Origin of the sequence: Roseburia sp. AF25-13LB, from assembly GCF_003478915.1 — a bacterium.
GTDB classification, from domain to species: Bacteria; Bacillota; Clostridia; order Lachnospirales; family Lachnospiraceae; genus Roseburia_C; species Roseburia_C amylophila.
The window spans coordinates 161357-179943 of the sequence record NZ_QUFO01000005.1; the positions used below are offsets into that span (position 1 = coordinate 161357).

The following is an 18587-nucleotide window of genomic DNA, read 5'->3' on the forward strand; positions in this document are numbered from 1 at the left end:
CAGGGATGGAAAATAAACGCAGCATGGGCAGTGAGTATGAAAAAAAGGCGGCAGAGTATTTAAAGGCATCCGGCTGCAGCATCTGTGAGATGAATTACCGCTGCAGGTTCGGAGAAATTGATATGATTGCAAGAGATGGAAAATATCTTGTTTTTGCAGAAGTAAAATACCGCAGTGATACCGGAAAGGGACTTCCACAGGAAGCGGTAGATTACCGCAAACAAAGGAAAATATCAAGAGTGGCAGATTATTACCTGATGTGTAAACATATGATGGGACTGCCCTGCAGGTTTGATGTGATTGCAATATTAGGAGAGGACATACAGTGGCTGAAGGATGCTTTCCCCTATATAGAGCCTTATTAGTGACAGATGAGACTTGATACAGGAAAAAGAATGCTGGAGAATTGAACCAGTTACAGCATGGAATCCGTTACAGCATGGAGTTGGAACTGGAAAAATAAGAACAGGAAAAGAAAAATGACAGAATTTCAGATAAAAGAGGATGGACGAACCATGATACCGTCCGTATTTTCCCATGCGGGGAAAAAAGAATTAGTGTTACTGCAGTATCCACAGTTGCAGGCACTTGATATGGTAAAACACTGCTTTACCACAAGAATGGGTGGAGTAAGTAAGAATGAATTTTCTTCGCTGGATTTAAGCTTTAACCGTGGAGATGACATAGAGGCAGTAAAGGAAAATTTCCGCAGGGTAGCTGAGGCAATGGAAGTTCCAGCAGGGCAGGTTGTCTGCTCTGACCAGACCCATACCACCAATGTAAGAAAAGTAACAGCAGAGGATGCAGGAAGCGGACTGACAAAGGAACGGCCGTATCATGATGTGGATGGATTGATTACCGATGTGCCGGGGCTGATGCTTGCAACCTTTTATGCAGACTGTGTGCCGCTTTACTTTGTGGATACAAAGCATAGGGCAATCGGACTGAGCCATTCCGGCTGGAGGGGCACGGTTAACAGAATGGGAAGAGCCACGCTGAAAGCAATGGCAGAAGCATATGGAACAGTACCGGAGGATGTATGGTGTGCGATAGGCCCATCTATCTGCCAGGACTGTTATGAAGTAAGTGAAGATGTGGCACTGGAATTTGAGCAGGAGTTTTCCGGTCATGGCAGTGAAATTATGTACCGGAAAGAAAATGGAAAGTATCAGTTAAATCTCTGGAAAGCCAATGAAAGAGTGCTTTTAGATGCGGGAATCCTGCCGGAAAAACTAATCTTACCGAATGTGTGTACCTGCTGTAACAGTGAACTGTTATTTTCGCATAGAGCAAGCCATGGAAGAAGAGGAAATCTTGGGGCATTTTTGTGCATTAAATAGAAAAATGTCAAAAAATGAAAAATTTTTTTGTTCACAAAGCAAACATGTGATATAATTAGGATAAATAATTTAGGAGGGCAGAAATATGCAGTTGAATGAGATATTTAATGCAGAAGATATAGAGGTACTTTTTGCACAATGGGAAAACGTAACAGGAGTAAAACCATTACTTCTGGATTCTGATGGAAGTGTAGCAATCGGGGAAGGTGAAGCATCTGAATACAGAGATGTGATCAAAGCCGGAATTGAAATTGCTGGATATCTTTCTTATGCGAAGAAGGAAGACGCAGAGGATGAAAACGAAGCTAAATCTAAGATAGCAGCTCTGACTATCGTTCTGACACAGCTTGCAGCATCTGAAGAGAAGAGAATGGATGAAGAGAAGAAGAATTCTGATATTCATGAGAATGTACAGAAGACCTCAGAATACATCCAGAAGATTAATGATATTACCAAACAGCTGGACAAGATTGAAAAGAACCAGAAGATTCTTGCATTAAACGCTTCTATTGAGGCTGCTCGTGCAGGAGAGGCTGGAAAAGGATTCGCAATTGTTGCAACCAATGTATCTGCACTGGCAACAGACTTTGGTAATAACAACCGCGAAATCAAAGATGAATTACAGAAGTTAAATGAAGTAATTGCAGCAATTGAAAAATGTGAATAATATTTCCTGATGAAAGGAAGATAGAATCGTGTAAAAAGACGGAATCAGTGCAAACTGGTTTCGTTTTTTTGCTTTACAGGAAATTGCTTTTCTGTAAAGTAAAAAACGCTCCGCGAGCAGCATTAAGGAATTATTAATAAAATCATACAGATATTTTTCTTGTGTCTCATCTGCTGGGATGTTATAGTGTGCGTATCAATTGAAGTAATACGGATAATACACCTACGATATTCCAAAAGGAGGAAGCGAAGTGATACAGCTTAATTACAGGGATGCAAAGCCTATTTACGAACAGATTAAAGATGGAATGCGTCATCTTGTGATTTCCAATGCATTGACAGCGGATGAAAAACTGCCATCTGTGCGTGAACTGGCAGCAACACTGGCAATTAATCCGAATACCATCCAGCGGGCATACCGGGATCTGGAGAAAGAAGGATATGTCTATACCATTTCCGGGAAAGGCACATTTGTGGCTGCCCAGAAGCATGTAAAGGATGCAAGAACTGTGGAATTAAAAGGACATTTTGATGAAATCGTATCAGAATTACTGTATCTGGCAGTAGAGCCGGAGCAGTTAAAACATCGGATAACGGAACTGGAAGGAGGAGAATATATTCATGATACGGGTAAATAATGTAGTGAAGACATTTGGAGATTTCCGGGCGTTAGACGGTGTAAACCTGCATGTAAAGGATGGAGCAATTTATGGACTGGTAGGACCAAACGGAGCCGGGAAATCTACGATAATAAGACATATTACCGGAATCTATAAGCCGGATGCCGGCGAAATAGAAATAGCCGGGATGCCGGTGTATGAGAATCCTCAGGCAAAGGCCAGATTTGCATATATTCCGGATGATCTTTTCTATTTCCAGCAGGCAGATGTCATGGAAATGAAACGCTTTTATAAGGGAATCTATAAAACTTTTGATGAAGATTTGTTTTTCCGGATCCGGGATGCGTTTTCGAATATTGATCCGAAGATGTCTATCCGGAGAATGTCGAAAGGCATGCAGAAGCAGGCGGCTTTCTGGCTGGCAATCAGCTGCAGACCGGAGCTTATGATTTTAGATGAGCCGGTAGATGGACTAGACCCGGTAATGAGAAGGCAGATCTGGAGCATTATCATGTCTGATGTGGCAGAACATGGAACTACGGTGTTAGTATCTTCCCATAACTTAAGAGAGCTGGAGGATGTCTGTGACCATGTGGGCATTATGCATCATGGAAAAGTAATGCTGGAACGTTCCTTAAGCGAACTGCAGGGAAGTGTCTGTAAGATTCAGGTGGCATATCAGGAAAGAATGCCGAAGCTTCCGGCTGATTTTGAAGTGTTACATATGTCCAGTACAGGAAGGGTATATACCATGATTGTAAAAGGCAATCCCAAAGAGGCAAAGCTGCGGTTAGAACAGACTTCGCCGATGCTGATTGATGTGCTGCCTCTGACATTGGAAGAAATTTTTATTTACGAATTAGGAGGTGCGGATTATGCGGTCAAAGACATCTTACTTTAATAAGACGGTATTTTGGAAAAATATTACGCATTTCTGGCCTGTCTGGTTGATTTATACGATATTGCTGCTATGTATGGTTCCTCTGCGGCTGTTAGTGAATTCCGGGATTTCTTATGAAGGTTATTCAGCACAGGAAATTAAAGAAATAAAAATGAATAATTTTATGCAGATTCTGTTTTCGGATGGAAGCGGTGCGCTTATTGCACTCCTTAGTCTGGCAATTGGAATTATTGTAGCAATGGCAGTATTTTATTATCTTTATAATAACAGAAGCTCACATCTGTTTCATTCACTGCCATTGAAAAGAACAGAACTTTTTATCAGTAATTTCCTGTCAGGATTCTGCATGATTGTGGTTCCTGTACTATTGGCGTTTATTATTGGAACAGTATGCTGCATTATGCAGGGAATTACAAGTCTGCAGTATCTGCTGGCGTGGGCACTGATGCTGACGGGAGAGGGCTTTTTCTTCTACAGTATGGCAATTTTCGTTGGCATGTTTACCGGTCAGTTATTGGCAATGCCGGTATTTACGATTATTCTGAACGTATTATATATAGGATGCCGCTATGTGATTACATGTATGATTAGTACAATTGGCTATGGTATGGCGAATTCTTATGCTGACCGTATGAATAGTATTTTATCACCGGTGATATATCTTTCAAATAAGGTGGGAGTAGAGTATGACTATTTAGAGGACAGGATAGAATACCATATGTTTGGCCTTTCGGTTGTAGGGATCTATGTGCTGGTGGGAGTGGTGCTGATAGTAATATCCTGCATGCTTTATCAGAAACGTAAACTGGAAACCACGGGAGATGTGCTTACAATTCCGGCAACCCGCCCGGTGTTCCGCTGGGGAATGGCTTTTTGTGTGGCTTTTCTTACTGCAATTCTGCTGAGCGGACTGTTTGGCGTGCTGGTACATACATCACTGGGCAATTTCCTGATGGTTTTATTTACAACATTGATTGCAGGTTTTCTGGCATTTTTCATTGCGGAAATGATTTTGACGAAGAAGCTGCGTGTAGTGACCAAAAAGAGATTATTAGAATGCGGCGTCATGTTAGGAATTTCAGTCGTATTTCTTTTTTGCATCAAATGGAATGCTTTCGGACTGGAAAATAAAATCCCGGATAAGAAGGAAATTGTCGCAGCAAATATTAACTGCTATTTTGATATAGAAGAAAATTCAGAAAGCGGAATTGATGAAATTATGAGTATTCATCAGCAGATTATTGATTCAAAGAAGGAATTTCAGGCATATCAGGGCTCGTCTGATTTAGATAAGGCATTGCAGTGGGTGGAGATTGATTATCAGCTTGCGGACGGAAGCGTTATGGTAAGAAGCTATGATGTACCGGCTGCTAAAAATTATTATGAAAATGCAGATTCGGTTGTTTCAAGAATTTATGCTATGTCTATGGATCCAGAGAATTATCTCAAGGGGAATCTGATGGTGAATTATGATGATCCGAATAATCATATTATTTCAATGGAGTTTGATACCTATGACCAGAATTTGGAATATGACAGCATTAATATAAATGATGAGCGGGCACAGGAAATATATGATGCTTATCTTAAGGACATCCGGGCAGGACATATTTATCTGAATACAGTAAATGATAACTACTATAAACATACGTATATCAATGGACTGTATCTGCATGTCTATAACAGTCAGGGAATCCGGCTTACCAGGAGAGAACAACGGATGTGGGGAATGGAAAACAGTAAAGATTATTATTTCAATTTGAATTTGAATGATCGTTGTGTATACACGATTAACAAACTGCTGGAGTTACATATCATTGAGTCAGAGGATGAACTGATGACATTACAGGAAATGGAAGACAGAAGCATGAGCATGGAGCAGGAATAAGTGGAAGGGTGGAATAACTGTTGTTATTCTGCCCTTTTTATTGTAAACTAGAGAGGTATTATAATATAGAAAGATTGAGAAAATAATTTATGCATACAAAGAAACATGTCATCAGTGGAGTAAAACCGGACAGTATTGCCATGGAGCTTGAGCTTGAGCCGGGAGACGAACTGATTTCCATTAATGGCAAAGAAATAGAAGATGTATTTGACTACCAGTTCCTGACAGAGGACGAGTATCTTCTGGTGGTAGTAAGAAAGAATAATGGCGAAGAGTGGGAACTGGAAATTGAAAAAGATTATGATGAAGACCTTGGAATCGAATTTGAAAATGGGCTGATGGACGATTACAAATCCTGTTCCAATAAGTGTATGTTCTGTTTTATTGACCAGATGCCGCCGGGCATGCGTGAGACACTTTATTTTAAAGACGATGACTCCAGACTTTCCTTCTTACAGGGGAATTATGTAACGCTGACCAATATGAAGGATAAGGATATTGAACGTATCATATACTACAATCTTGGACCGATTAATGTGTCGGTGCATACCACGAATCCGAAGCTTCGCTGTACCATGTTGCACAACCGTTTCGCTGGAGAAGCCTTAAAGAAAATCAAACGCTTATCAGATGCCGGAATTGAAATGAATGGACAGGTTGTACTCTGCAAGGGCGTCAATGATGGCGAAGAGTTAGAGCGGACCATCCGTGATCTGACAGAATACATTCCAAATATGCAGAGCCTTTCTATTGTACCGGTCGGCCTGACAAAATACCGGGAGGGCTTATATCCTTTGGAAGCTTTTGAAAAAGAGGATGCAGGAAAAGTCTTAGAGCAGATTCACCGCTGGCAGGATTATTGCATGGAGCATTTCGGTACACACTTTGTGCATGGAGGAGACGAGTGGTATCTTCTGGCAGAGCAGCCTCTTCCGTCTGCAGAAAACTATGATGGGTATATCCAGCTGGAAAATGGTGTGGGAATGATTACACTGCTGCGGGATGAATTCCGGGAGGCACTTGCAGCAGAAAAAGGTGATGCCAATCTGAAAAGGACAGTTACGCTGGTAACCGGAAAGCTGGCAGGACCGATTTTGGAGGAACTGACAGGAGAAATGAAGGAGAAGTTTCCAAATGTAAAGATACGGGTCCGCGTGATCCGAAACGATTTCTTCGGAGAACGGATTACCGTTGCAGGACTTCTGACCGGACAGGATATTATCGCACAGCTTAAGGACGAAGATTTGGGAGATGAGATACTGCTGCCATGCAATGTATTGCGTATGGGAGAGGATGTTTTCTTAGATGACATCACATTGACGGAGCTGAAAAGAACTTTACAAGTACAGGCAGATATTGTAAAATCAAGCGGGCAGGATTTGCTGAATGCAGTCCTTGGAAGGAGACAGAATGAGTAAACCAGTAGTAGCTATTGTAGGCAGACCAAACGTAGGAAAATCAACACTTTTTAACGTGTTGGCAGGTGAAAGAATTTCTATCGTACAGGATACACCGGGGGTAACCCGTGACCGTATATATGCCGAAGTATCCTGGCTTGACTATAACTTTACCTTAATTGATACCGGCGGTATTGAGCCGGACAGCGGAGATATTATTTTATCCCAGATGCGGGAGCAGGCACAGATAGCCATTGATACCGCAGATGTCATTATTTTTATTACGGATGTAAGACAGGGGCTTGTAGATGCAGACCAGAAAGTAGCGGATATGCTGCGCCGTTCCAGGAAACCGGTTATTCTTGCAGTAAATAAAGTAGATGATTTTAAGAAATATATGCCGGATGTTTATGAATTTTATAATCTTGGAATTGGTGACCCGGTTCCGGTATCTGCAGCATCCAGACTTGGAATCGGTGATTTGTTAGATGAAGTGGCAAAGCATTTTACCCAGGAAATGTTAGAAGAAGCAGAAGATGACAGACCGCGCATTGCCATTGTAGGTAAGCCGAACGTAGGTAAGTCATCACTGATTAACAAGCTGACGGGTGAAAACCGTGTGATTGTTTCTGATATTGCCGGAACTACAAGAGATGCCATTGATACCGATATAAAATATAATGGCAGAGAATATGTATTTATTGATACGGCAGGACTCCGGAGAAAGAATAAGATTAAAGAAGAATTAGAGCGTTACAGTATCATCCGGGCAGTAACAGCAGTGGAACGTGCAGATGTGGTCATTATTGTAATTGATGCTACAGAAGGCGTAACGGAGCAGGATGCCAAGATTGCCGGAATTGCCCATGAAAGAGGCAAAGGAATTATCATTGCAGTGAATAAATGGGATGCCATTGAAAAGGATGATAAGACCATTTACAAGCATACAGAGAAAATCCGTCAGATTTTAAGCTTCATGCCATATGCAGAGATTTTATTTATTTCAGCCAAGACCGGACAGCGTACCGGCAGGATTTTTGAGACCATTGATGTAGTGCTTGAAAATAACAGCATGCGTGTGGCAACCGGTGTATTAAATGAGATTATGGCAGAGGCAGTTGCCATGCAGCAGCCACCAACGGATAAGGGAAAACGCTTAAAATTATATTATATTACACAGGCAGCGGTAAAACCGCCAACTTTTGTTATCTTTGTAAATGACAAGAACCTGATGCATTTTTCCTATACAAGATATCTGGAAAATAAGATTCGGGAAGCATTTGGCTTTAAGGGTACTTCCCTGAAATTCATTATAAGGGAAAGAAAGGAAGATTAATAAAATGTTATTCGGACGTGTAATATCAGTAGGAATCGGATATTTATGCGGTATGTTTTTATCCGGCTTCTTATATGGAAAGAAAGAAAATGTGGATTTACGTAAGGTGGGCAGTGGAAATGTAGGAACTACCAACACCATGCGTAACCTCGGCGTGAAGGCAGGCATTCTTACCTTGATTGGTGATGTGTGCAAGGTATTTATGGCAATGGTCATTGTATGGCTCATTTTCCGGAACCGTTATCCGGACAGTGTGAAGGTCTTAGAGCTTTATGCTGGTGTGGGCTGCATCTTAGGCCATGATTTTCCGGCTTATATGAAATTTAAAGGCGGAAAGGGAATTGCCTGTACCGGTGGTCTTCTGATTGGCTTCTGTCCGCTGGCAGTGCCAATAAGCCTTGGAATTTTTATTCTCGTGGTAGCAATCACACGGTATGTTTCCCTGGGTTCCATACTTGGTGTAATCAGTCTTGAAATACAGATTATCGTATTCGGACAGATGGGACTGCTTTCCGTACCGGAGCAGTATCTGACGGAGGTATATATTGTATTCGGTTTTGTGGCGGGACTGGCAATCATTTTACATCATGCCAACATCGGAAGACTTCTTAAGGGAACCGAGAACAAATTCAGTTTCCATTCAAAGAAACAGGAAGCATAGGAAAGGAAAAAACAAATGTCTGATATCAGTATCATTGGAGCCGGAAGCTGGGGAACTGCTTTATCGGTGGTATTACATAAAAACGGTCATAAGATTACAATCTGGTCTGCACTTGCACCGGAAATTGAAATGTTAAAGGAAAAGCATGAGCAGGCAGAAAAACTTCCGGGCGTTATTTTACCGGATGATATTATGTTTACAACAGATTTAAAAGAAGCAATTGAGGGAAAAGACATGCTCGTCTTAGCGGTGCCTTCTCCATTTACCAGAAGCACAGCAAAAGCAATGAGCCCGTTCGTAGCAGAGGGACAGCTTATTGTCAGCGTGGCAAAGGGAATTGAAGAGAATACGTTAATGACTTTATCTGAAATCATTATGGAAGAGATTCCACAATGTGAGGTGGCGGTTTTGTGTGGACCAAGCCATGCGGAAGAAGTAGGAAAAGAAATCCCGACCAGCCTGGTAGCAGGAGCAAAGAAGCGCGCCACAGCAGAGCTGGTCCAGAATACCTTTATGAGTGAAGTATTACGCGTCTATACCAGCCCGGATGTACTGGGTATGGAAATCGGAGCATCCTTAAAGAATGTCATTGCGCTGGCAGCAGGTATGGCAGACGGACTTGGTTATGGAGATAATACCAAGGCAGCACTCATAACCCGTGGAATTTCCGAGATGGGAAGACTTGCTCTTGCCATGGGAGCAAAATATGAGACCTTAAGCGGACTGACCGGAATGGGTGATTTAATCGTAACCTGTGCCAGCAAGCACAGCAGAAACCGTCGTGCCGGATATCTGATGGGACAGGGATATACCATGCAGCAGGCAATGGATGAAGTAAAGATGGTAGTTGAGGGTGTCTATTCTGCCAAAGCAGCAATTGCTTTAGCAAAGAAATATCATGTAGATATGCCGATTATTGAACAGGTCAATGAAGTATTGTTTGAAGATAAACCTGCGAAAGAAGCAGTAAAAGAACTGATGCTCAGAGATAAAAAAGTAGAGCATGACGACCTGGAATGGCAGTAGGAGAAAAGGAGTTTTTAGCAGAATGGAAAAGATTCGTATCAAATATTTTACAGATAAAATCGAAAAGCTTACATATATCGATGGCAAATCCGACTGGATTGATCTTCGTGCATCCGAAGAAGTCGAAATGAAAGCAGGAGAATTTAAACTGATTCCTCTTGGTGTGGCAATGGAGCTGCCAAAGGGATATGAAGCACACATTATGCCAAGAAGTTCTACTTATAAGAATTTCGGAATTATTCAGGCAAACAGCTGCGGAATTGTAGACGGTTCCTACTGCGGAGACAATGATATGTGGAGACTGCCTGCAATTGCAATGCGTGATACCGTGATTCATGTTAATGACCGTATCGCACAGTTCCGTATTGTAGAGAATCAGCCGCAGATTCATTTTGAAGAAGTAGAAAGCCTGGGCAACCAGGACAGAGGTGGTTTCGGAAGTACCGGAATCCAGTAAATTATCAAACAGGGGGTAAATCAAATGGAAGAACGTATGGTCAAATTTTATTCAAAGGAAAACAACAATCTTGCATTACATGCAATACCGGGGCATTTTGCCACCAGTCATTCGCACATCAATTACTATATTGATGTAACCAGTATGAAAGCCCGCGTGAAAGAGGCAAAAGAAGCTGCAAAAGTGCTTTACCAGAAGACCGGTAATCCATCCTATGTAGATACCGTTGTATGTATGGACAGAACAGAAATGATTGGCGGATTTTTAGCAGAGCGTTTTGAACAGGGAGATTTTATGTCAACCAATCTGCATGAGACTATTTATGTTATTTCTCCGGAGATGAACAGCAGCGGTCAGATGATTTTCCGTGATAATACCAAAAATATGATTACCGGAAAACATATCGTGCTTTTGCTGGATACAACAACAACCGGTGAGACAATCAGAAGATGCTTAGAGTGCATCCGGTATTACGGTGGAATTATTGAAGATGTAGTAGCAATTTTCTCCACTGTTAAGGAAGTAGACGGTCACAGAGTAGAAAGTCTCTTTACCGAGAAAGATGTACCGGGCTATCAGGCGTATGAGCAGCATGACTGTCCGTATTGTGCAAAAGGCATGAAGTTAGAGGCCATGGTAAATGGTTACGGATACTCTAAATTATAAAGAAAAGATAAACATTTTCTAAAGTGAAAACCCATTTCTTTCGTCGGATTGTACAAGAAAGAGATGGGTTTTCGTCACTCTGACGAAGAGATAAAAAAATGCACAGAATATCAGTCAGAACATACAAAAAAAAGAAAAATCTTTGTGGAATCCTCGCATAGCCAAAGTGCGCAATATCCTGTATGATAAGGACAGTTAAAAACGAACAAAACATTAGGAGGTTAAACCAATGGCAAGTTTATCATTAAAAAACATTTGTAAAGTTTATCCAAACGGCTTTGAAGCTGTTAAGGATTTCAACCTTGAAGTAGAAGATAAGGAATTCATCATCTTTGTAGGACCATCTGGATGTGGTAAATCTACTACACTTCGTATGATTGCAGGTCTTGAGGAGATTTCTTCCGGAGAATTATACATCGACGGAAAACTCGTTAACGACGTAGAACCAAAAGACAGAGATATCGCAATGGTATTCCAGAACTACGCTCTGTATCCACATATGACCGTATTTGACAATATGGCATTCGGATTAAAATTAAGAAAAGTTCCGAAGGATGAAATCAAGAAGAAAGTTGAAGAAGCAGCTAAGATCCTTGACCTTGAGAAATTATTAGACCGTAAACCAAAGGCTCTTTCCGGTGGACAGAGACAGCGTGTTGCTATGGGTCGTGCAATCGTTCGTAATCCTAAGGTATTCCTTATGGACGAGCCGTTATCCAACCTGGATGCAAAATTAAGAGTACAGATGCGTTCTGAGATTTCTGCTCTGCATCATAGATTAGGTGCTACAATCATCTATGTAACACATGACCAGACAGAGGCTATGACATTAGGAACCAGAATCGTTGTATTAAAAGATGGTGTTATCATGCAGGTTGATTCTCCACAGAAATTATACAATGAGCCAGATAACTTATTTGTAGCTGGATTCATCGGATCCCCACAGATGAACTTCGTAGATGCTAAATGTAATATTGAAGGAGAGAAAGTTTCCCTTACATTTGACAATACAACTGTTGTATTACCGCCAGCAAAAGCTAAGAAATTAATCGAAGGCAACTACAACGGAAAGACAGTTGTTATGGGTGTCAGACCAGAAGATATCGATGATTCCCAGATTACAATTGAAACCTTTAAAGACAGCATTATTGAGACAGATGTAACCGGATATGAGTTACTTGGTTCTGAAGTATTATTATACTTCGAAACTGCAGGAGCTCAGATGACAGCTAAGGTTGATTCCAGAACACCGGCTCGTTTAGGCGACCATATCAAACTTGCTATCGATCCTGAGAAGGTTCATGTATTCGACAAAGAGACTGAATTGACAATTACTAACTAATTCGGTACAATCGAACTGAATATAGTGCAATAACCCGGGTGCTATATGCATCCGGGTTTTTTACTTTACAGGAAATTGCTTTCCTGTAAAGTAAAAAACGCTCCGCGAGGATGCGCACTGCGGCGTATAAGGTAGATGTCGCAAGCGACCTCCGCAGGCACGAGAATGTGCCAAGGCACATTCTTTGTTCATCAGTAAAAGTCTTTTCTCACATTATATATAAATAAGGAGTGCGCAGAATGCTTTCAAATCATAAGCTACAGACAACATTAGAAGAAATCAGTGATATATCCAAAATCGGACTTGCCCTTTATGACGAAAACGGGAAGCAGGTTGCAGCAACATTTCAGATTGAGACAGATATGTGTGCAGAGGTTGTGAATTTTGCAGCATCCATGGCAGAAAGCCAGATGCTGTCGGGCTTTCATTTCTTTAAAGTAATTGCTGAACAGGAAGTGGAATATATTCTTCTGGCACGCTCCACTAATGATGAAGCATATATGGTGGGAAGACTTGCAGTATGCCAGATTCGGAATCTGATTGCCTTCAACCGGGAACAGTCGGATAAGAACAACTTTATGCAGAATATCCTTCTTGGCAATATGCTGGTTGTAGATATGTATAATAAGGCAAAAAAGTTGCATATTGAGCAGGCAAAGCGTCTGGTTTATGTCATAGAAGTAGATGGCAGAAAAGATTCTGTTATTGTAGAAATGGTGAAGAATCTTTTTGCAGACCGCAACCGGGATTTTGTGACAGAGTTAGACGAGCAGAACATTATCCTGATTAAGGATGCAACAGATTTGAAAACAGAAGAGGAAGCACTGAATCTGGCGAAAACAATTGTAGACAATCTGCATGCAGAAGCGATGGTGCGTGTCCGCGTGGGTTATGGCAATACGGTAAATACCCTGCAGGATATTGCCAAATCTTATCAGGAAGCCAAGATGGCACTGGAAGTAGGAAGAATCTTTAATGTAGAAGAGGAAACCATTTCCTACGGAAAGCTTGGCATCGGCAGACTGATTTACCAGCTTCCGATGAGCCTTTGCGAAATGTTTATCAAAGAGATTTTTGGTGAGCGGAATATTGATTTAGATGATGAAACGATGGTGACAATCCAGAAATTTTTTGAGAACAGCCTGAATATTTCAGAAACAGCAAGGCAGCTATACATCCACCGGAATACTCTGGTATACCGTTTAGAACGCCTGGAAAAGATGATTGGACTTGATATCCGCAAATTCGAGGATGCCATGACTTTTAAGATTGCCATGATGGTCATTGCACATATGGATTACCAGAATTAGCTGCCAGGTTTTGTAGAACTATGAAAATTCAATTATGTAAATTATATGGGACAGTACCAATCGGTGCTGTCCTTTTTTCGAAAAAAACATCATGCGAAAATTGTATAAAATGAATTGTAAAAATGCACTTCAAGACAGAAATTAGTTAAAATGCACAAAAAAGAATTTCTTTTTTAGTTTATTTGCGGATAGCGAAAGTAAAAAAATTAGAATATAATTAATTATCGAAAAACTGCGAAAACGTATTCAAAGGGAAAACGTAATCGCAGGAAAATATAAAATGAAACGAAGAAAAGGAGAGGGAAAGATGAGAAAGTTAAAAGAACGCTTTCGCAGAAAACATGGCATTGTAAGCCGTATCTTTAGTATGGTACTTGCACTTGCTATGATTGTGACCATGGTTCCGGCAATCGGTGGTGCAACCACTGCATATGCTGCGAGCCCGACAATCCGGTTGTACCTGGACAAACCAAGTACATGGAATACACCGGTTGTCAATGTCTGGGCTGCCGGTGCTACGGTAGATAACGCTGGCGCAGGAAATGCCGCCATTTCACAATGGGGGGATCAGGAAAAACCAAAGCTTGCATATGAGGAAAGTTCTGGACTCTATTATGTAGATGTACAGAGCAGTGAGTGGACAGGTTTTCAGTTTGTTGATGCAGGTTCTACTGAGAAGGCTGCACCGGAGATAAAGACAGAAGGAGCTGCAATTGAGCAGATTAAGACTTTTACTTCTGATACAAGCATTTATTGTTTATTGGATGATAAGGGAAAATATCAGTGGTATAAGGATTCTTCAAAGAATGAAACATTGATTCCAGAGTCTGTACCAACAGAATGTGATCTGACAATTAATTATAAGAGCACATTAGGCAATGATGTTGCTGCATATATATATCATGAGACCAATAAGCCGGCAGGTGAATGGCCGGGAAAAACCATGACTGCAGCAGAAGGTCATGAAGGCTGGTATACAATGCATCTGACATTAGATAACAGCACAGATTATGATCTCATTTTAAATGATGATGGACATGGAAACCAGTTAGACGGAGTAACACTTTCTACAAAAGGAAAGGCAGAAGCAGAGTACTGGTTTGATGGTTCTTTGTCAGAGACAAAACCTGCTGATTGGAAATATGTAACAACCATTCATTATCTTGCATCAGGAATGGGAAGTACTATTTACAATCATATGTGGGGAGCAGATGCCTCTGCAACAGGAGCAGGTGTTGGAAAAGAATGGCCGGGCGGACAGATTTCAGAAAATGCTGACCATTCCGGATGGTATGATGTAGTATATACACAGGATGTAAAACAGAATTTCAGCTGCATTTTTAATAATAACAGTGGGGCACAGACGGATAATATTGATGTCTCTGTAACATCAACAAGTACTGAACTCTGGGTTACCGGAACCAAAGCTGGTGGTGATACAACCGTATATAAAACAGCACCGGACAGCTGGGAGGCACCGGTTCCAGACCACACATTTACAATGTATTATTACAATGAGGATTTATCAACAGACACAGACATGGGAAAAGTTGATATGTGGATGTGGAATGCCGGATTAAATGGATCATATGTTTTTGATGAAAAAGAATATGATGCTGCAAATAATGTGACATGGTTTAAAAAGACCATTACAGTTGCCGGCAGTAATGTGGGAAAAACAGTAGGATTAAAGGCACGTTATGACATAACACAGGGATGGGATGGCGGCTCTGATACCGCAGACCGTTCTTTTACAATAAGCGGTGATGAGAATGAGGTATTATATTATGTGGATGGTTCAGATCCGGTTCATGAGAAGCCTGTAATCGTACCAATGGAAAAGAGATACCTTGTATTGGATTATGAGAATCCAGGATTAAAAGAAAAAGGAATTACACCACAGTTCTATACATGGTCATCAGGATATGCTTCAGCATTAACCGATTTTACATACGTAGGTGGAGATAAATGGACAATAACAATTCCAGCAAAACCATCCTGTACAAAGGTTGATTTTTGTATCGCATTAGATTCAACAGTTGATCCGTGGATTAAAGATGGTGGAGACCATTCAGTTACATTCCCTTCTGACCAGAAGGTTATATATGCCAGCATGAAAGCCGGCGGTGAGCCGGAAATTGCTATGCCATATAATGTTGGCTATGAAGTAGATGCAGAAAAACAACAGGTATCATACTACTATCGTGATGATGCAGCATTTGTAGATGGCACCTTAAAGGATATGACTGTAGCTGTTGACGTAAACGGAACAGAGTATCCAATGACATACAATGATACAACAAAGCGTTTTGAGTATGTAAAGAGTGGTTTAACAGATGGCAAAACACATTATCGTTACAAAGCAAATGGAACTTATGCTGTAGATGCATTCAATTCAAACAGCGAAAAGTACAATAATGCAGATTACTCATATTTTGAATACTATAAATTAAATGCAACAGTTACAGCAGAAGTTATGAATAAATCCTTTAACTACAACGAAAATGATGTTGTTAAGTTTAAGGTTGAACAGGATAGTTCAGATACGAAAACATTAGAAGTAGCTAGTGCTAGTATCGATGTTTCTTCCCTTGGCGGAAGCAATGCAATGCCGATTGAACCGGAATTGCAGGCAGTTACCATTTCTGCTACAACAGATACAACATTAGGAATTAAGACATTACCAATTACTGTAACAGACCAGTACGGTAATAAATTCAGTACTACAGTGGATGTTGAAATTACAGACCGTGTGAAGGAAAACAAAAATGATTTCGACTGGGATGAATCTGTTGTCTACTTTATGGTGACAGACCGTTTCTTTGATGGTAATGAATCTAATAATACAGCAAGTGGTGCAGATACATATGGAGACAATCCGGGACTGTATCATGGTGGAGATTTTGCAGGTGTAACAGCTAAGTTAGATTACTTACAGGATTTAGGTGTAAATACAATCTGGATTACACCAATAGTAGAGAATGTGAAAGGTGTAGCTGTAACAGATGAAGGTTCAGAAGATGTTCCTTATAATGCAGCATACCATGGATACTGGGCAAGTGATTTTACAAAATTGAATCCGACACTTGGTACAACAGAAGAATTTGAAACTATGATTAGCGAAGCACATAAACGTGGCATGCGTATTATGGTTGATATTGTTGTAAACCATGCTGGATATGGTACAGAATCAACATTTGCTGATATGCTTAGGGATAAGAGCGTCAGTGAAGGCGATATTAAATCATGGCAGTCTGGCTTGCCGGATTTTGCAACAGAAAAAGCAGATGTCAGGGCAAAATTAGTAGAATGGCAGACATCATGGATGAAGGATTATGGTGTTGACTATTTCCGTGTAGATACAGTAAAGCATGTTGACAGTACAACATGGGCAGCACTTAAAAATTCTACAACAGAAGTAAATCCATCCTTCAAGATGATTGGAGAATATTATGGCGCAGGATATGCGTCAAATGGTAGTACCTTAGGTACAGGTCAGATGGATGCAGACCTTGATTTTGATTTTAATGACCAGGCAACAAGCTTTGTCAGTGGTAATATTTCTTCTGTAGAAAGCTTCCTTTCTTCCAGAAATACAGCACTTAATAACGCATACATGACCGGTCAGTTTTTAAGCAGTCATGATGAAGATGGATTTAAGGCTGCCTTAATGAAAGGAAAAGGATATACCGAGGATGAGGCAACATCAGCAGCGTTAGTTGCAGCTACCTTACAGCTTACTGCAAAGGGTATTCCGGTTATCTATTATGGTGAAGAAGTTGGTTTAAGCGGATTAAATAATTATCCATACCAGACTAATAGATATGACATGGATTTCTCTCTGGCAACAGAGGACAATGTAACTTATCAGCATTATAAGAATCTGCTGAGCATCCGTAATGCATACACAGATGTATTTGCAAGAGGAAGCAGAAAGGTTGTGGCAAGTTCTGATGAGGAAGGCTATGATGTAGTTTCAAGATCTTATGGAGGAACAACCTTATATGTTGGTATGAATATCAAGGATACCGCAAAAGAAGTAAAAGTTCCGGTTAATGCAAATGTAGGAAATGCAGTTGTAAATCTTTATGATGGTAAAACATATACTGTTTCTTCTGATAAGACAGTAACAGTTACCATTCCGGCAGCAAAGGATGGCGGTACTGTAGTGCTGAGAGCAGATAAAAAGATTAATCTTGACATTACTGTTCCGGGTAAAGATTTCCAGGAAGTAATTGATACCATTGATGCTGTGGGAGATACAGCAAAGATTAATGTTACAATGCCAGATACCACAAAAGTTCCGGCAGAAGTATTCAATGGCATGATTGGAAAAGATATTACCATTACCTTCAAGCTGAACGACAACGTAAGCTGGATTGTAAACGGAAAGAACATTGTAAGTAAATTAAAAGATGCAATAGACCTCGGTGTAACCGTAGGTAAGAGCAGCATTCCGGCTGATAAGATTAAAGCATTAGCTGGAGACAACAAGACCATTGAACTTTCACTGGCACATGACGGAGCATTTGGATTTGATGCTACACTTCGTGTCAACGTTGGTGCAGAGAACAGTGGAAAATATGCAAACCTTTACTATTATAATGAAAAGACCGGAGCATTAGAATATGTTCAGGCTGTAAAGGTAAATGCAGACGGAACCGTTGATTTCAAATTCTCACATGCATCTGAGTATGTTATTGTACTTAGCAATACAGATATGAAACCAGCAGCATCTACAACTCCGAATGCAACACCTGTTGTAACAGCAGAGAAGCAGGTTAAGACAGGAGATAATACTCCGATTGCCTGCATGGTAGTATTGTTATTCGTTGCAGGAGCAGCGGTAGTTGTACTTTACAGAAGACGTAAAAGAGTCTAAGCAGAGAAAAACTGCAAACAGGAGAGTTTAGTTTTTATAATGTATATCGTCTGAAATAAGAGGATAGATGGAAAGGGCAGCGAAAGCTGCCCTTT

The 18587-nt window shown here is 40.7% G+C and carries 15 protein-coding genes; all 15 read left to right on the top strand.

What is annotated here, in order from left to right:
* The first annotated feature begins 5 nt into the window (after nucleotides 1–5).
* Nucleotides 6–365, top strand: a complete 360-nt coding sequence (locus tag DWY37_RS09210; RefSeq protein ID WP_022242460.1) for a YraN family protein — start codon at nucleotides 6–8, stop codon at nucleotides 363–365.
* A 114-nt stretch (nucleotides 366–479) separates the two neighbouring features.
* Nucleotides 480–1340 carry a peptidoglycan editing factor PgeF gene (gene pgeF / locus DWY37_RS09215; RefSeq protein WP_118056877.1) on the top strand — a complete coding sequence of 287 codons (861 nt, stop codon included), beginning with the start codon at nucleotides 480–482 and terminating at the stop codon, nucleotides 1338–1340.
* An 85-nt stretch (nucleotides 1341–1425) separates the two neighbouring features.
* Nucleotides 1426–2007 (top strand): methyl-accepting chemotaxis protein, encoded by a 582-nt coding sequence (locus DWY37_RS16290; protein WP_117840826.1) that lies wholly within the window; start codon nucleotides 1426–1428, stop codon nucleotides 2005–2007.
* A 250-nt stretch (nucleotides 2008–2257) separates the two neighbouring features.
* Complete coding sequence (locus DWY37_RS09225; RefSeq protein WP_117840827.1) at nucleotides 2258–2644, top strand: GntR family transcriptional regulator; 387 nt, start codon at nucleotides 2258–2260, stop codon at nucleotides 2642–2644.
* Nucleotides 2628–3527 carry an ABC transporter ATP-binding protein gene (locus DWY37_RS09230; RefSeq protein ID WP_117840828.1) on the top strand — a complete coding sequence of 300 codons (900 nt, stop codon included), beginning with the start codon at nucleotides 2628–2630 and terminating at the stop codon, nucleotides 3525–3527. The genes DWY37_RS09225 and DWY37_RS09230 overlap by 17 nt, the downstream gene beginning before the upstream one ends.
* Entirely contained in the window at nucleotides 3502–5415 is a 1914-nt protein-coding gene (locus DWY37_RS09235) for an ABC transporter permease (protein WP_118541261.1), read from the top strand. Before DWY37_RS09230 ends, DWY37_RS09235 begins: the two co-directional genes overlap by 26 nt.
* An 89-nt stretch (nucleotides 5416–5504) precedes the next feature.
* Nucleotides 5505–6833, top strand: a complete 1329-nt coding sequence (locus DWY37_RS09240) for a DUF512 domain-containing protein (protein WP_022242466.1) — start codon at nucleotides 5505–5507, stop codon at nucleotides 6831–6833.
* Nucleotides 6826–8148, top strand: coding sequence for a ribosome biogenesis GTPase Der (der, locus tag DWY37_RS09245; protein WP_118172754.1), 1323 nt, complete (start codon nucleotides 6826–6828; stop codon nucleotides 8146–8148). Before DWY37_RS09240 ends, der begins: the two co-directional genes overlap by 8 nt.
* 4 nt (nucleotides 8149–8152) lie before the next feature.
* The gene (gene plsY / locus DWY37_RS09250) at nucleotides 8153–8809 is read left to right on the top strand and encodes a glycerol-3-phosphate 1-O-acyltransferase PlsY (RefSeq protein ID WP_022242468.1); all 657 of its coding nucleotides are present in this window, start codon (nucleotides 8153–8155) and stop codon (nucleotides 8807–8809) included.
* A 15-nt stretch (nucleotides 8810–8824) separates the two neighbouring features.
* On the top strand, nucleotides 8825–9835 hold the full coding sequence (locus DWY37_RS09255) for an NAD(P)H-dependent glycerol-3-phosphate dehydrogenase (RefSeq protein WP_118087298.1): 1011 nt from the start codon (nucleotides 8825–8827) through the stop codon (nucleotides 9833–9835).
* A gap of 22 nt (nucleotides 9836–9857) precedes the next feature.
* Nucleotides 9858–10292, top strand: a complete 435-nt coding sequence (locus DWY37_RS09260) for a dUTP diphosphatase (RefSeq protein WP_117698185.1) — start codon at nucleotides 9858–9860, stop codon at nucleotides 10290–10292.
* A 24-nt stretch (nucleotides 10293–10316) separates the two neighbouring features.
* Nucleotides 10317–10958 (top strand): phosphoribosyltransferase, encoded by a 642-nt coding sequence (locus tag DWY37_RS09265; RefSeq protein WP_022242471.1) that lies wholly within the window; start codon nucleotides 10317–10319, stop codon nucleotides 10956–10958.
* A gap of 229 nt (nucleotides 10959–11187) precedes the next feature.
* Nucleotides 11188–12300, top strand: a complete 1113-nt coding sequence (locus DWY37_RS09270; protein ID WP_118541259.1) for an ABC transporter ATP-binding protein — start codon at nucleotides 11188–11190, stop codon at nucleotides 12298–12300.
* Between the two features lie 239 nt (nucleotides 12301–12539).
* On the top strand, nucleotides 12540–13610 hold the full coding sequence (locus tag DWY37_RS09275) for a PucR family transcriptional regulator (protein ID WP_118056871.1): 1071 nt from the start codon (nucleotides 12540–12542) through the stop codon (nucleotides 13608–13610).
* 280 nt (nucleotides 13611–13890) lie between these two features.
* Nucleotides 13891–18492: an alpha-amylase family glycosyl hydrolase gene (locus tag DWY37_RS09280; protein WP_243092959.1), complete on the top strand. Its 4602-nt coding sequence runs from the start codon at nucleotides 13891–13893 to the stop codon at nucleotides 18490–18492.
* Nucleotides 18493–18587: the final 95 nt, after the last annotated feature.

Bases quoted from the DNA above. Each gene is read 5' to 3' on its own strand.
- DWY37_RS09210 (WP_022242460.1), top strand. From the start codon at position 6: ATGGAAAATAAACGCAGCATGGGCAGTGAGTATGAAAAAAAGGCGGCA.
- der (WP_118172754.1), top strand. From the start codon at position 6,826: ATGAGTAAACCAGTAGTAGCTATTGTAGGCAGACCAAACGTAGGAAAA.
- DWY37_RS09240 (WP_022242466.1), top strand. From the start codon at position 5,505: ATGCATACAAAGAAACATGTCATCAGTGGAGTAAAACCGGACAGTATT.
- DWY37_RS09235 (WP_118541261.1), top strand. From the start codon at position 3,502: ATGCGGTCAAAGACATCTTACTTTAATAAGACGGTATTTTGGAAAAAT.
- DWY37_RS09275 (WP_118056871.1), top strand. From the start codon at position 12,540: ATGCTTTCAAATCATAAGCTACAGACAACATTAGAAGAAATCAGTGAT.
- pgeF (WP_118056877.1), top strand. From the start codon at position 480: ATGACAGAATTTCAGATAAAAGAGGATGGACGAACCATGATACCGTCC.
- DWY37_RS09255 (WP_118087298.1), top strand. From the start codon at position 8,825: ATGTCTGATATCAGTATCATTGGAGCCGGAAGCTGGGGAACTGCTTTA.
- DWY37_RS09270 (WP_118541259.1), top strand. From the start codon at position 11,188: ATGGCAAGTTTATCATTAAAAAACATTTGTAAAGTTTATCCAAACGGC.
- DWY37_RS09265 (WP_022242471.1), top strand. From the start codon at position 10,317: ATGGAAGAACGTATGGTCAAATTTTATTCAAAGGAAAACAACAATCTT.
- DWY37_RS09230 (WP_117840828.1), top strand. From the start codon at position 2,628: ATGATACGGGTAAATAATGTAGTGAAGACATTTGGAGATTTCCGGGCG.
- DWY37_RS16290 (WP_117840826.1), top strand. From the start codon at position 1,426: ATGCAGTTGAATGAGATATTTAATGCAGAAGATATAGAGGTACTTTTT.
- DWY37_RS09260 (WP_117698185.1), top strand. From the start codon at position 9,858: ATGGAAAAGATTCGTATCAAATATTTTACAGATAAAATCGAAAAGCTT.
- plsY (WP_022242468.1), top strand. From the start codon at position 8,153: ATGTTATTCGGACGTGTAATATCAGTAGGAATCGGATATTTATGCGGT.
- DWY37_RS09280 (WP_243092959.1), top strand. From the start codon at position 13,891: ATGAAACGAAGAAAAGGAGAGGGAAAGATGAGAAAGTTAAAAGAACGC.